Consider the following 15,305-nt stretch of genomic DNA (forward strand, 5'->3'; position numbering starts at 1 on the left):
GGTGTCCTGACGTCTCACTTTTCAGGAGAGACAGGATGTCCACTCAACTCCCGACGTTGCCCGTCGAAACACGCGCCCCGCGCAATCTGCCCGGTGCAAGTGCGCCGACTCGAACCGGCCCAAGCCTGCATGGTCCGTTGCTGGAACAGACGATTCCCGACTGGCTGGTCGACGCCACACCGGCCCGGCGTGCGGCCTTGAAACAAGCCCCCACGCGGATGCCGGCCTGGCATCAGGCGTTGTCCGCTGCACAGCAGCAGGGCTTGACCGAGCAGGTCACGGCCGGGTTTCGCGCCCAGACCCGACTGGACCAGACCATGGCGGGCCTGGAGGGCATCGAGGCTTTTGCCCAGGCGCTGCTGGTCAAGGCGCTCAAGGCGCAATTCAACGTCGAGGTCGACGTCAACAAGACATTGCTGTGCCTGCGGCGTCCGCTGGAACTCGGCGTGCTCGAAGTGGAAGTCTCCACTTTCGAGGTTCTCAAGCTGTCGCTGCTGCAGGCAGCGTTGCACAACTTCGAGGCCTGGGAGTGCGAGGAGGGGGCCTATCATCGCGCCTCGGGGTTCGTCGTCGAGACCGCGACTGCCGGCACGTTCCAGGTGGTCACTCCCGGCATCACGGTGCGTCAGTTTCTGGCGCTGTGCCGCTCGCTGGACATCGGAGCGTTGTACCAGACCCGGGTGAACAGCTTTTTCAACGATACGCCGGCACTGCGCGAACAGTTCATCGACAGCCAGAAAGACGCCTTGCGCGCCGCAGCCGAACTGGCCCTGCTGAAAAAGGACATCGAAGCCGACGACTATCGCATGCTCCTGTCGGTTGTCGCCGGCGAAATGCGTCCGCAATTGCGCAACAAACCGGTGTGGTTCCGCGACCTGGGCCTGATGAAACGGCGGATGACCGGCTGCGTGGTGTTCAGCATCTGTGAGCGCTATCGCTACACCGATGATTTCATTGTCTACATCCCCCACGATCCGGAGCAGCCGCTCAAACGCTGCAACTTCACGCAGTTGAACGCAATGCTCAAACGCCGGTTCACGGCGAGGGATCCGGCGGCGCCGCCAGGCGATACAACCGCCTACCAGCGGTTCTTCAGCCAGTTCGTGGCGTATGCCGATCGCCCGTACTATTTCAGTCAGTTCACCCGACCGGCCGCGACCACACCAGTGGATCCGCTGCATTCGGTGTGGGTGAAAGTCGCGCAGTTGATCCCGCCGTTTTCTGTGGTCGCGCGGATCAAGGAACTGCCGCCCGAGCGTCAGGGCCAACGCGAGCCGCAGGAGGATCCTTACCTCAATCCGGTGGATGTCACGCACCAGGGCTCGGCCGGGCTCTGGGCGGAAAACAGCGATTTGTGGGCTTACCTGTACGAACAGCATCGCGCCCGATTCATCGCCGATGCTCGGGCGCATGCGGTGCCGACCGCCGATGCGGATGCCAAGGCCCGTGCGCGAAAGCTCAACCATCTGCTGGAGCTGGGCATGTTCGCCCTGAACATGGTGTCGATGTTCGTGCCGGTGCTGGGCGAGGTGATGATGACGGTGATGGCCGGGGAACTGCTCTACGAATCGCTTGAAGGCGTGGTCGAGTGGTCCGAAGGTGATCGTCAGGCCGCCAAGGCGCACCTGGTCGATGTGGCGCAGAACCTCGCGCTGATCGGGGTCATGGGCGGCGTGGGCAAAGCCTTCGGCAAATTGAATGCAGTCAAGCCCGAGCCGCTGATCGAGGCGCTGGAACCGGTCGAATGTCCCGACGGCAAGACCCGTCTGTGGCAGCCCGACCTGACGGCCTATGAGAGCCCGGTCAATCTGGACGCGGCAACCGGCCCCGATGCGCAGGGCCTGTATCGCCTGAACGGCGAAACCTGGATTCGCCGGGAGGGCAAGGTGTACCGCACGCAGTACGACGAAAGCCTGCAGAAGTGGCGCATTCTGCACCCGAGCGATCTCACCGCCTATCAACCGATCCTGCAGCACAACCGCCTCGGCGCGTGGCGACATACGCTGGAGCGCCCGCTGACCTGGGATCGACTGACGATGCTCAGGCGTCTCGGACACTCGACGGAGGCCTTTTCCGACCAGCAGTTGCTGGAGATTGCCGATGTCAGCGGCGTCAGCGACGACGCGCTGCGCCAGACGCACCTGGAGCACCAGCCTGCGCCGCTGGCACTGGCCGACACGTTGCGCCTGTACGCAGCCGATCAGGCCACGGGGCGGATCATCGATCAGGTTGAGCAAGGCTTGCCACTCGACGAACAGTATCTGCTGACGCTGCCATTGCTGGGCGAGATGCCGCGCTGGCCGAGCGGACGGGTGCTGGAGGTTTTCGACGGACCCGGGCTGAGCGGGGCGCGCGTGCGGTATGGTGCGTCGCTGTTGCCGGGTGAACGTCTCAAGGCACCGATCCGCGTGTCGCGCGCCGATGTGCTTGAAGGGCAGTTGCCTGCGCGGATCCTGGCGGCGCTGGACGAGCCGGAGATCCAGTGGATGCTCGGAAGGGAGCCCGCCCGCGTCGTCGAATCGCGCCCGGCCGAGTTGCGAAAACAGTTGGCCGAGCACATGAAAAACCGCCAGCCGGCGATGTTCGAACAGCTGTATGCCGAGCCGCAACTGCAGGATCCGCGCATCGCCAGGCTGCAGACCGCGACCCCCGGCTTGGGCAGCTCTGCCGCGGCTCGGGTGTTGCTCAACGCCAACGCCGAAGAACTGGGCCGCCTGCAAACCGGCAAACGCGTGCCGTTGCGGCTGCTGGAGGAATCACGCGAGTACGCGCGCCAGCGCCGCTTCGATCACGCGGTGGCGGGTTTGCACATGGAAAACATGGCCACCGGCGAACGCCAGTGGCTGGCCCTGCGCGCGCTGCAAAGGCTGCGCGGCTGGCGCGATGATGTGCGGCTGGAGGTGCGCGAGGGCAGTTTCCAGGGGCCGTTGCTCGACAGCATTGGCAGCGAAAGCGCCGGGCAGACCAAATACCTGGTCAAGCGCGGGTCGGTCTATCAGGCGTTCGACGAGCGCGGCGAACCCCTCAACAGCGTGCCGCGTCACGGCGACAATTTCTTCGCTTCGATCATGCATGCATTGCCTGATCAATCCCGGCAGTCACTGGGGTTTGCCGATGTCTCCGCCAGCCTCGACCTGCGTCGGGCGGTGATCGAGCATGTCATGCAGCACCGCAGCGAACTGGTACGGCTGGCGGCCAAACGCCAAGGCACAAGCAAAGTGTTCAAACCGCCGGTGCGCGTGCCTCGGCATGGGCCGGGCTATTACGCCAGCGGTCGTGGACTGGGCGTCAATCCGCTGCTGGTGAGCCGGGTGCAGGACCTCTATCCGGCGCTGACCGATCAACAGGCCGGCGCTTTTATCCTCAAGCAACTGTCGCTGGGCAAGAGCGATGCGCAGATTTATGAGCTGTTGCAACGGCGCACGCGTGAATGGACTGAGCTTGAATCAACGCTTGACCAATGGGAGGGCACGGAAGCGCTGATGGACGCGCCGGCAATCATGGGCGGAAAGTCCAGTGTCGTGCGCAATCTCAAGCAGAGCTGGCGCAACGCGCCTCTGGCGGACATCCAGCCGGGGGGCGGGCGACTCGACCTGGCCTGCGACGAGCAATTGCCCGCATTAACCGCAGATTTCTCCCACGTCCGTGACTTGAGTATTCGCGGGCGGTGCATCACCGATGGCAATGCCGATGCGCTGCTCGCCAGCTTCACGCAGGTCAGAAGTCTGCGCATCAATGCCACCAGCGAAACGTTCAGCAACGTACCGGCTGCCTTGAGCGCAATGCCTGAACTGCGAGAATTGACCCTCTACAGCGCGATGCCGTTCGCCGCCGACATGCCGGTGCGGTTGAGCCAGCTGACCCAGTTGCAGGCACTGACGGTGTGTGCGTCCAGCTATCAGGCGATTGCTTTTGACTTCAGCGCGCTGCGTAATTTGCGCCAATTGGAAATCAATACACACGGCTTGCTCGAGTGGCCCGCCGGCACCCTGCAGTTGCCCAATCTGGAACGGCTGAATCTCAGCGACACGGGCATCAGCACGCTGCCAGCGGAGTTGCTTGAAGGGCACGAGAAACTCTGGTCGGGACTGTCCCTCGACTGGTCGAGGTTTTCCCGGGAAAACTTCAAGGTTGCGTACGAATACGTGAAAAGCCATCCCGAACACCTCATTGATCGAGAGGCGATGGTCAGGGATTACTGCAAAGGTGAACTGCGTCGTTTGGGCGAGGGTACGAGCACGTCGCCGGAGCAGGTGATCAACCGTTTCTTTGAACGCTGGCCGGACGAACCGCAGCGTGTCAGCGCCATCGACGCCTTGAGCGAGCAATACGCAACGCTGGATCGCGACCTCAATGACTGGCAACAGCAAGTGGTGGTGTCGCAGGAATCACTCAAGGAGATCATCGGCCGTTCCAATGCGGCCCATGTCATCCGGACCAGTTGGCGCAAAGGCCTGTTCAAACGCTATGGCTCGACGGTTTCCGCCTCGACCCTGGATTTGTCGGGACTGATGCTCAGCGATCTACCCCCGTTGCCTGCCGAGGCATTCAGCCATGTGCGCAGCTTGCTGCTGCAGGGCCTGCGTGTGGGCGCGGCGCAGATGCGCAGCTTCGTCAGCGCGTTCGACGAGCTCAAGACTCTCGACCTGAGTGACAACTCGCTGGAGGCGTTGCCATTGCAGCCAGAGCGGCTGGCCAGGCTGTCGCGGCTGGATTTCTCCGCAAACCGGTTGAGCGACACCTTGCAGGTGCAAAAAACACTGGAGGCCTTGCCCGCCCTCGAATACCTGGACCTGCACGACAACCCACTGACCGACTTGAACGTCGGTCGGTTGGGGCGCCTGAAGGCCCTGAGTCTGCGCGACACGCGGATACAAAACTGGCCGACGGGCGCCGAGGATTTGCCGCAGTTATCCTGGGTCGATCTGCGCAACAGTCAGATCACCGCGCTGCCGCCGACCCTGCTCGAAAGCCATGCGTTGATCCATACCAATCTGACCGGTGCACCGTTGACGGCGCAAGCGTCCGAGGCGCTGCGAGCAGCGCAGCACCGCATCGAACTGGAAGTCGGTTTGCCGGTGGGCGCATTGGCGGCGTTTGCCAACGAGCCGGTGCCTGACGTCTTTCCCCCGGCCGAGGATGGTTTGTCGATCAGCCGCCATCTGCTGCCGCTGGCACAGGCGTCTGTCAGTGAAGGGCAGGCCTGGATGATCGAAAGCCTGCAACGGATACAACCGGCCCTGACCGATGAGCAGGCCTTGCAGGCCATCGAAGAGTTGCGCGGCAGTGGGCTTGCGGATACGCAGATCAGCGCACGCATCGCCGGCTGGAGCGAGACTTACGAATCCCTGGTGCGCACCCTCAATGGCTGGCTCTACACCCGGAATTTCCGCGGAACCGACTGGTCCATCTCGTCGCAGACCCGCAACCTGGCGGCCTGGCGCATCCTCACCTGCTGGCGGGCACGATTGCCCGGCGCGCAGGCTCAGGCGGAGGTTGTGCTGCATCTCAACGGGCTGCAACTGGGCGATCTGCCCCGGCTGCCGCAGGACTTTGCCCACGTCGAGCGCCTGAACCTGACAGGTGTGATGCTCACGGCCGAGGGTTCCAACGATTTCCTTTCGGCGTTTAGCCAAGTACGCAATCTGGTGCTCAATGGCAATGAGCTGACAACGTTGCCGGAAGCGGTCCGGCACATGAGTGCGCTGGAATGGCTGGAGCTTTCCAGCAATGGGTTCGACGACGCGGGGCCGCTGTACGAGGCGTTGTCCGGTCTTGAACATCTGCGCTGGCTGGATGTGAGCTACAACAATTTCGAGGCATTCGATGTCAGTTTCCTGCCTCGCCTGGAGAGCCTTGATCTTGCCAGCAACAACCTGACCGAATGGCCGGCCGGTACGCTCGACGCGCAATACCTGCGAAGGCTGGTACTGAGTCGTAACGACATCACCACGATTCCTGAGTCAGCGCTCGAGGGTGACCATGATGACCTGATCGGCGGCACCGACCTGACCGACAACTACAACCTCTCGCCACAGACGCTGGAGCAGATCCGGGCGTATCAGACGCGCACCGGCTACCAGCAGGTCCTGGGTTTTTCGGTTACGGAGCTGGAGGAAATGGTCGATGATGCCACCGGCGGGCTGAGCGAAACCACCGACAGTTTCGAGTCCGACGAGACCCTGCCGCCGGAACCGGCGGATGTCCAGCAGAGGGCCCCGTGGCTGGCCAACCTGGCACCCGAACAGATGGTCACTCGCGGCCAGTTGTGGGACCAGTTGGCGGCCGAGCCGGACAGCGCGGCGTTCTTTCATTTGCTCGAACGTCTGCAGGATACCCGCGAATTCAGGATCGCCAATGCCGATCTGACCCGACGGGTGTGGACGGTCATGGAAGCCGCCGCCAGCAATACGCAACTGCGCGAGGTCATCTTCGCCGGCTCCACCACCCATGGCACCTGCGTTGACGGACGGATCCTCACCTTCAGCGGCCTGGAGAGCAAAGTGTTCACCTATAACGCCTTGCTCGATTTGCCGGCCGGTCGTCCGGGTATCAGGGGGCAGGCCTTGTTGGCGCTGTCGCGCAAGCTGTTCCGCCTGGACAAAGTCGATGAGCTGGCGCGCAGCGCCGCAGCCAGCAGCGGTTTTGACGAAGCAGAGGTGCGCCTCGGTTATCGCATCGGGCTGACCGGGGGTTGGGACGACGGGCTAGAATTGCCGGGACAACCGAAAAACATGACGTTCGCGTCCGGCGTTACCCCGCAGCAACTGGTCAACGCCCGGGCCGAGATACTCAACGCCGAACGCTCCGAGCGGTTTCTGGAGGACCTGATTCAGCGCGACTACTGGCTCGACTACCTGCGCGAGCAGCAGCCTGAAGCATTCAGCAAGCTCGATGAAGCGCAATGGCAGGAGGAGGGCGAAGATGAAGGGCTAAGTGTCGACGATCCACTGTATCTGAGCAGGCTGTTCGACCAGGCGGCCGAGCGCAATGCCCGGCTCATCGAGTTATCGCGACAGGAGATCGAACAGATCGAATCGTCTGCCTCCGCACCGAGGCCCGGCTCGTCCAGGTCGTTGTCAGGCGCGTAAAGCGTGGTGACGGTCAATCCCCGGCACCCCCGGGGATTGACCGGCCGATCACTCGTCGTAACCGAGGTTGGGCGCCAGCCAGCGCTCGGTCACGCTCAGTTCCTGACCTTTGCGCGAGGTGTAGCTCTGCACCTGGTCCTTGTCGACCTTGCCCACGGCGAAATATTGCGCCTGCGGATGGGCGAAGTACCAACCGCTGACCGCGGCTGCCGGGAACATCGCGTAGTGTTCGGTGAGGAACACGCCGCTGCGCCCGGCACGCATTTCGCTGGCCTCGGGGTCGAGCAGGGTGAACAGCGTGGCCTTCTCGGTGTGATCCGGGCAGGCCGGATAACCCGGTGCCGGACGGATACCGGAGTACTGCTCTTTGATCAGCGCGTCGTTGTCCAGCACTTCGTCCTTGGCGTAACCCCAGTGCTCTTTGCGCACTTGCTGGTGCAGCCACTCGGCGCAGGCTTCGGCCAAGCGGTCGGCCAGTGCCTTGACCATGATCGAGTTGTAGTCGTCGCCAGCGTCCTGATAGGCCTTGGCGACTTCTTCGGCGCCGATGCCGGCGGTGGTGATGAAACCACCGACGTAGTCGGTCACTTCGCTGTCTTTCGGGGCGACGAAGTCGGCCAGCGAGAAGTTCGGTTTGCCGTCGGTCTTGATGATCTGCTGACGCAGGTGATGCAGGCGTGCCAATGGCTTGCCGTCATCGCCGTACAGTTCGATGTCGTCGTCATGCACCTGATTGGCCGGCCAGAAACCGAATACCGCACGGGCGCTGATCAGCTTCTCGTCGATCAGCTTGGTGAGCATTTCCCGCGCGTCCTTGTACAGCGCGGTGGCCGCTTCACCGACCACTTCGTCTTCAAGGATGCGCGGGAATTTGCCGGCCAAGTCCCAGGAGATGAAGAACGGCGTCCAGTCGATGTACTCGGCCAGAACATTGAGGTCGATGTTGTCCAGCACCCGGGTGCCGGTGAAAGTCGGTTTGACCGGCGAGTAGTTGGCCCAGTCGAACTGCGGCTTCTTGGCAATCGCCGCCGCGTAGCTCAGACGCTCGGTACGGGCGCTGCGGTTGGCGGTGCGCTCACGCACATCGACGTATTCCAGACGGGTCTTCTCGACGAAGCCGGCCTTGAGTTCCTTGGACAGCAACTGCGTCGCCACACCAACCGCACGCGAGGCGTCGGTGACGTAGACCACCGCATCGTTGCTGTACTTCGGCTCGATCTTCACCGCGGTGTGTGCCTTGGAGGTGGTCGCGCCACCGATCATCAGCGGCAGATGGAAATCCTGACGCTGCATCTCGCGGGCCACGTGGACCATCTCGTCGAGCGACGGAGTGATCAGCCCGGACAGGCCGATGATGTCGCACTTTTCTTCCTTGGCGACCTGGAGAATTTTCTCCGCCGGAACCATCACGCCGAGGTCGACGATGTCATAGCCGTTACAGCCCAGTACCACGCCGACGATGTTCTTGCCGATGTCGTGCACGTCGCCTTTGACCGTGGCCATCAGGATCTTGCCCTTGGCTTCCGGCTTGTCGCCTTTTTCCAGTTCGATGAACGGAATCAGGTGCGCTACGGCCTGTTTCATCACGCGTGCGGATTTCACCACCTGCGGCAGGAACATTTTGCCGGCGCCGAACAGGTCGCCGACGATGTTCATGCCGGACATCAGCGGGCCTTCGATCACTTCGATCGGGCGGGCGAACGACTGGCGCGACTCTTCGGTGTCTTCGACGATGTGGGTGGTGATGCCCTTGACCAGTGCATGCTCCAGACGCTTGTTGACCTCCCAGCTGCGCCACTCTTCGGTTTCGGCTTCCTTGACGCTGCCGTCGCCCTTGTACTTGTCGGCGATGGCGAGGAGGGCGTCGGTGCCTTCCGGCGTGCGGTTGAGGATCACGTCTTCGACGGCGTCACGCAGCTCCTGCGGGATCTGGTCGTAGATCTCCAGTTGACCGGCGTTGACGATACCCATGGTCAGGCCGGCGCGGATCGCGTACAGCAGGAACACCGAGTGGATCGCCTCGCGCACCGGGTTGTTGCCACGGAACGAGAACGACACGTTGGACACGCCACCGGAACTCAGCGCATACGGCAGCTCGTCGCGGATGTACGCACAGGCGTTGATGAAGTCCACGGCGTAGTTGTTGTGTTCTTCGATACCGGTAGCCACGGCGAAGATGTTCGGGTCGAAGATGATGTCTTCCGGCGGGAAGCCGACTTCGTTGACCAGAATGTCGTAGGAGCGTTTGCAGATTTCTTTCTTGCGCGCTTCGGTGTCGGCCTGGCCGGCTTCATCGAACGCCATCACCACCACTGCAGCGCCGTAACGCTTGCACAGTTTGGCGTGATGGATGAACTGCTCGACGCCTTCTTTCATGCTGATCGAGTTGACGATGCCCTTGCCCTGAATGCACTTGAGGCCGGCTTCGATCACTTCCCATTTCGAGGAGTCGATCATGATCGGGACGCGCGAGATGTCCGGTTCACCGGCGATCAGATTGAGGAAGGTCACCATGGCCTTCTTCGAATCGAGCATGCCTTCGTCCATGTTGATGTCGATTACCTGGGCGCCGGCCTCGACCTGCTGCAGGGCGACTTCCAGGGCTTCGGTGTAGTTGTCTTCACGGATCAGACGGGCGAACTTGGCGGAACCGGTGATGTTGGTGCGCTCGCCGACGTTGACGAACAGCGAGCTGCGATCGATGGTGAACGGCTCCAGACCCGAGAGGCGGCAGGCCTTGGGGATGTCCGGAATCTGCCGCGGTGCGTAACCCGCCACGGCCTTGGCGATGGCTTCGATGTGGCCCGGCGTGGTGCCGCAGCAACCGCCGACGATGTTGAGGAAACCGCTCTGGGCGAATTCTTCGATGACCTTGGCGGTGTCCACCGGCAACTCGTCGTACTCGCCGAATTCGTTCGGCAGACCGGCGTTCGGGTGCGCGGAAACGTGGGTGCTGGCCTTGTTCGACAGCTCTTCCAGGTATGGACGCAGTTCACTGGCGCCGAGGGCGCAGTTGAGGCCGACCGAAATTGGCTTGGCGTGCGCCACCGAGTTCCAGAACGCTTCGGTGGTCTGGCCCGAGAGGGTGCGACCGGACGCATCGGTGATGGTCCCGGAAATCATGATCGGCAGTTCAATGTGCAGTTCTTCGAACACGCCTTGCACAGCGAAGATCGCGGCTTTGGCGTTGAGGGTGTCGAAGATGGTTTCGATCAGGATCAGGTCGACGCCGCCCTCGATCAGGCCCTTGGTGGCCTCGGTGTAGTTCTCCACCAGTTCATCGAAGGTGACGTTGCGGTAGCCGGGGTTGTTCACGTCAGGCGACAGCGAGCAGGTGCGGCTGGTAGGGCCGAGCACGCCGGCGACGAAGCGCGGCTTGTCCGGGTTCTCGGCGGTCTTGGCGTCAGCCACCTTGCGCGCCAGTCGTGCGCCTTCTACGTTTAATTCGTACGCCAGCTCTTCCATGCCGTAGTCGGCCATGGAAATGCGCGTGGCGTTGAAGGTGTTGGTTTCCAGAATGTCGGCGCCGGCATCCAGATAAGCCTTTTCGATGCCGCCGATCACGTCCGGACGAGTGATCACCAACAGATCGTTGTTGCCCTTGACGTCACTCGGCCAGTCAGCGAAGCGTTTGCCGCGATAATCCTGTTCTTCGAGCTTGTAGCTCTGGATCATCGTGCCCATGCCGCCGTCGAGAATCAGGATGCGCTCTTTGAGGGCTTGCTTGAGAGCTTGAAGACGGACGCTGCGATCGGACATTGGGACTACTCGAAAAGACCATGACGAAGGGCCGGGATCATAACAAACCTGTGTGGTTTTGGAGCGTGTGGTGGTTTTGCATGAATATCGCTCATGTTGGTACGGGCGTCATACTGTAGAATCGCGGCGTTTTTTTCACGATCGGGATCATGGGCATGTCGTACCGCGTCATCAGCATTTTCATGCTGTTCTTAAGCTGCGGCGCCGTTGCGCAAGAGCCCGCGATCTCTTATACCCGAGATATTCAGCCAATCTTCACCGAGAAGTGTGTGGCCTGCCATGCCTGCTACGACTCTGCCTGCCAGCTCAATCTGGGCAGCGGCGAAGGTGCAGGGCGGGGCGCGAGCAAGATGCCGGTCTACGATGGCGAGCGTACTCAAGCCGCGCCGACCACTCGATTGTTCTACGACGCCTTCGGCAAACGTGCCTGGCAGCAGAAAGGCTTTTATTCGGTACTTGATGCGCAAGGCAGTCAGGCCGCATTGATGGCGCGGATGCTGGAACTGGGTCACAAAACCCCGCTGACGCCCAACGCCAAACTGCCGGAAGACATCGTCCTCGGCCTGCAACGGGAAAACATGTGTGCGATGCCCGCCGAGTTTGAAGGCTATGCCGGCGCCCACCCGAAAGAAGGCATGCCGCTGGCGGTGACCGGCCTGACCGATCAGCAATACCAGACCCTGCAACGCTGGCTGGCATCCGGTGCGCCGATCGACGAGCAAGGTCTGGCGCCGAGCGCCAAAGAAGCGCTGCAAATCGTCCAGTGGGAAAACCTGCTCAACCAGCCGGGGGCGCGGGAAAGTCTGGTTGGGCGTTGGTTGTTCGAACACTGGTTCCTCGCGCACCTCTATTTCAAGGACGGTGAGCCTGGGCATTACTTCCAGTGGGTGCGTTCGCGCACGCCTAGCGGCCAGCCGATCGACCTGATCGCCACCCGTCGCCCGAATGACGACCCGGGCACTCAGGTTTACTACCGTTTGTGGCCAGTGCAAGGGGTGATCGTGCACAAGACCCACATCACCTATCCGCTGAGCGCGGCGAAGATGGCGCGGGTCAAGAGCCTGTTCTACAGCGGCAACTGGCAGGTCAGTGCGTTGCCGGGTTACGGCCCGCAGAGTCGGGCCAACCCGTTTGCCACCTTTGAGGCGATTCCGGCGCAGGCGCGCTATCAGTTCATGCTCGATAACGCCGAATACTTCGTACGCACCTTCATTCGTGGGCCGGTGTGCCGTGGGCAGATTGCGACGGACGTGATCCGCGACAACTTCTGGGCGCTGTTCCAGGCGCCGGAACACGACCTGTACATCACCGACCCGGTCTATCGCGGCCAGGCCACGCCGCTGCTGGCGATGCCAGGTCAGAACGATGACGTCGGCAGCGTCCTGAGTCTGTGGCACAACTACCGCGACAAACGAAACCAGTACGAAGCGCTGCGTCGCGACAGCTACGCCGATTTACCGGCGCCGAGCTGGTCGACGCTGTGGGCCGGCAACGACAACGCGCTGCTGAGCATTTTCCGTCACTTCGACAGCGCCTCGGTGACCAAAGGCCTGATCGGCGAAGTGCCACAGACGATGTGGCTGTTCGACTATCCGCTGCTGGAGCGCACCTATTACCAGTTGGCGGTCAACTTCGATGTGTTCGGCAACGTTTCCCATCAGGCGCAGACCCGCCTGTATTTCGACCTGATCCGCAACGGCGCCGAACAGAATTTCCTGCGCCTGATGCCGGCCGATTCCCGCGAGGACTACCTCGACGATTGGTATCAGAGCAGCGGCCAGTTCAAGATGTGGCTCGACTACGAAGCCATCGATGACGACAAGCCGACCGCGCTGAAACTCGATCCGAAGGACCCGAAATACGACTTCGCCATGCAGTTGCTGGCGCGTTACGGCGATCTGAATGCGCGGCCCGATCCGATCAACCGCTGTGACGGCGCCTACTGCTCGCGGCCGAATATCGACCCGGCCCTGCAAAATGCCGAGCAGGCGCTGAGTCGCCTGACGTCACGTCCGGCCGCCGGTTTGAAGGTCATCGACCAGTTGCCGGAAGCGACCATGCTGCGCATCGAAACCCGCAGCGGGAAACGCGAGATGTACAGCCTGCTGCGCAATCGCGCGCACAGTAACGTGGCGTTCCTGCTGGGGGAATCGCTGCGCTATCAACCGGGGCTGGACACCTTGACCCTCTATCCGGGCGTGCTCAGCAGCTATCCGAACTTCATCTTCAACATTCCGGCCGAGCAAGTACCGGAGTTTGTCGATGCCATGGAAACCGCCAAGGATGCCGAGCGCTTCGAGAAAATCGTCGAACGCTGGGGGATTCGTCGCAGTCATCCGCAGTTCTGGTTCTATTTCCACGATCTGAGCCAATACCTCCACGAAACCGATCCGGTGGAAGAGGGCGTGCTGGACATGAACCGCTACGAGAATCTTTGATCGTTTAATACAGGCCGACTGTCACAGCTACAGGTAACACACAATTCCCCTGTGGGAGCGAGCCTGCTCGCGAAGACGGAGTGTCAGGCACCGAATACATTGAACGTGCCGTCGCTTTCGCGAGCAGGCTCGCTCCCACAGGGTGAAGTGGTGTTTTTGCAGTTGTGATCGGGAGCGGCCGATGTTGATTTCAGTGCAGGCCCTGCGGGCGCTTGCCGCGTGGACCGTGGTCTGCCACCACTTCATGCAGATTTTCTTCGACTTCAAGGCGCGCGGCCCGGTCGGGCAGTTCTTCATCGACAAAGGCGCAGTCGGCGTCGATATCTTCTTCGTCATCAGCGGGCTGGTGATCTTCCTGTCTACCGAAAGCAAAGCGTTGCCCCCGGCGCGGTTTCTGCTCTATCGGCTGTTTCGCATTGTCCCGGCGTATTGGCTGTACACGCTGCTGATGGCGTTGCTGGTGGTGTTCGCCCGGCCGATGTTGCCGGATCAGACAGTGGATTGGGCGCATTTCCTCGCGTCGTTGTTATTCATCCCTGCGCAAAACCCCGGCGGCTACGGGATTTATCCGACGCTGAATGTCGGCTGGACGCTCAACTACGAAATGTTCTTTTATGTGTTGTTTGCATGCGCGCTGGTGTTCCGCTGGCAGCTGCGCTTGCTGGTGGTCGCCGCATTGCTGTTTTCGGCGTGCCAGGCGTTCGGCTGGCTCAATGAGTTCTACCGTTCGGACATCGTTTACGAGTTTTTGCTGGGGATCGGCATTGGCGTGCTGTATCGCCGGGGCTGGATCGGCGCGGGGCTGTGGCTGCCGCTGGTGGCGATTGGTGCTGCGATGATGGCGATCTATCACCTGGCGCCAGCGCCAAGGCTGTTGAACTGGGGCGTGCCGAGCGCGGTGCTGGTGATGTCCTGTATCGCACTGGAACGCTACGTCGAGCGCAGCCGGGTGATGAAATGGCTCGGTGACTGTTCCTATTCGGTGTACCTGATGCACGTACTGGTGCTGTCGGTGGGTGGTTTTATTGCGCGGCGCTACGGTATCAACCCATATCTGATGTTCGTTATCTGTGCTCTGGCTATCGGTGTGGGCTCGTGGCTGAGTTACGAATGGGTGGAAAAACGCAGCTATCAGTGGCTTAAAGCGCGGATTGATCGCGAACCTGTTGGTCAATCGGCTACCGAGCTTTCCCGACAAAAATACTAGGACTTTGTGCCGCGCGATGATTGGCGTAAACTGCGCCCAAGCCTGCGAGGAGTTTCCATGACCGCTATTACCATTACCGACGCCGCCCACGATTACCTGGCCGATCTGCTCTCCAAGCAGAACACCCCGGGCATCGGCATCCGCGTCTTCATCACCCAGCCTGGCACCCAGTACGCCGAAACCTGCATTGCCTACTGCAAGCCGGGCGAAGAAAAACCTGAAGATACCGCGCTGGGGCTGAAAAGCTTCACCGCTTACATCGACTCGTTCAGCGAAGCGTTCCTCGACGATGCCGTCGTCGACTACGCCACCGACCGCATGGGCGGCCAGCTGACCATCAAGGCGCCAAATGCCAAAGTACCGATGGTCAACGCCGACAGTCCGGTCAACGAGCGCATCAACTACTACCTGCAAACCGAAATCAATCCGGGGCTGGCCAGCCACGGCGGTCAGGTCAGCCTGATCGATGTGGTTGAGGACGGCATCGCCGTGCTGCAGTTCGGCGGCGGCTGCCAAGGCTGCGGCCAGGCCGACGTGACCCTGAAGGAAGGCATCGAACGCACCTTGCTCGAGCGTATCCCAGAGCTCAAAGGTGTTCGCGACGTGACCGACCACACGCAGAAAGAAAACGCCTACTACTGAGTAAGGTGTTCACTGCGAACATGAAAAACGGCGCTGTGGCGAGGGAGCTTGCTCCCGCCTGACTGCGAAGCAGTCACAAATCGGACAATGCATTTACCCGTGATGAATGGGTTGTCCGGTTTTGGGATCGCTCCGCGATCCGGCGGGAGCAAGCTCCCTCGCCACAAT

The 15,305-nt window shown here is 61.5% G+C and carries 5 protein-coding genes; 4 read left to right on the plus strand and 1 reads right to left on the minus strand.

Annotated features, from left to right (window positions below; genetic code table 11):
• Nucleotides 1-35: 35 nt before the first annotated feature.
• Entirely contained in the window at nt 36-7,091 is a 7,056-nt protein-coding gene (locus JFU48_RS20400; RefSeq protein WP_201137455.1) for an NEL-type E3 ubiquitin ligase domain-containing protein, read from the plus strand.
• Between the two features lie 48 nt (nt 7,092-7,139).
• Here JFU48_RS20400 and metH read toward each other — a convergent pair whose 3' ends face one another.
• Nucleotides 7,140-10,850, minus strand: coding sequence for a methionine synthase (gene metH, locus JFU48_RS20405; protein ID WP_103520800.1), 3,711 nt, complete (start codon nt 10,848-10,850; stop codon nt 7,140-7,142).
• A gap of 155 nt (nt 10,851-11,005) precedes the next feature.
• Here metH and JFU48_RS20410 point away from each other — a divergent pair, with 155 nt between their 5' ends.
• From JFU48_RS20410 to nfuA, 3 genes are all read left to right on the plus strand, one after another.
• On the plus strand, nt 11,006-13,288 hold the full coding sequence (locus JFU48_RS20410; RefSeq protein ID WP_103520803.1) for a fatty acid cis/trans isomerase: 2,283 nt from the start codon (nt 11,006-11,008) through the stop codon (nt 13,286-13,288).
• A gap of 181 nt (nt 13,289-13,469) precedes the next feature.
• Nucleotides 13,470-14,495 (plus strand): acyltransferase family protein, encoded by a 1,026-nt coding sequence (locus JFU48_RS20415; protein WP_201137456.1) that lies wholly within the window; start codon nt 13,470-13,472, stop codon nt 14,493-14,495.
• A 57-nt stretch (nt 14,496-14,552) separates the two neighbouring features.
• Nucleotides 14,553-15,137: a Fe-S biogenesis protein NfuA gene (gene nfuA / locus JFU48_RS20420; protein ID WP_003225494.1), complete on the plus strand. Its 585-nt coding sequence runs from the start codon at nt 14,553-14,555 to the stop codon at nt 15,135-15,137.
• The last annotated feature ends 168 nt before the right edge of the window (nt 15,138-15,305 follow it).

Source organism: Pseudomonas sp. TH49 (assembly GCF_016650625.1).
GTDB classification, from domain to species: Bacteria; Pseudomonadota; Gammaproteobacteria; order Pseudomonadales; family Pseudomonadaceae; genus Aquipseudomonas; species Aquipseudomonas fluorescens_H.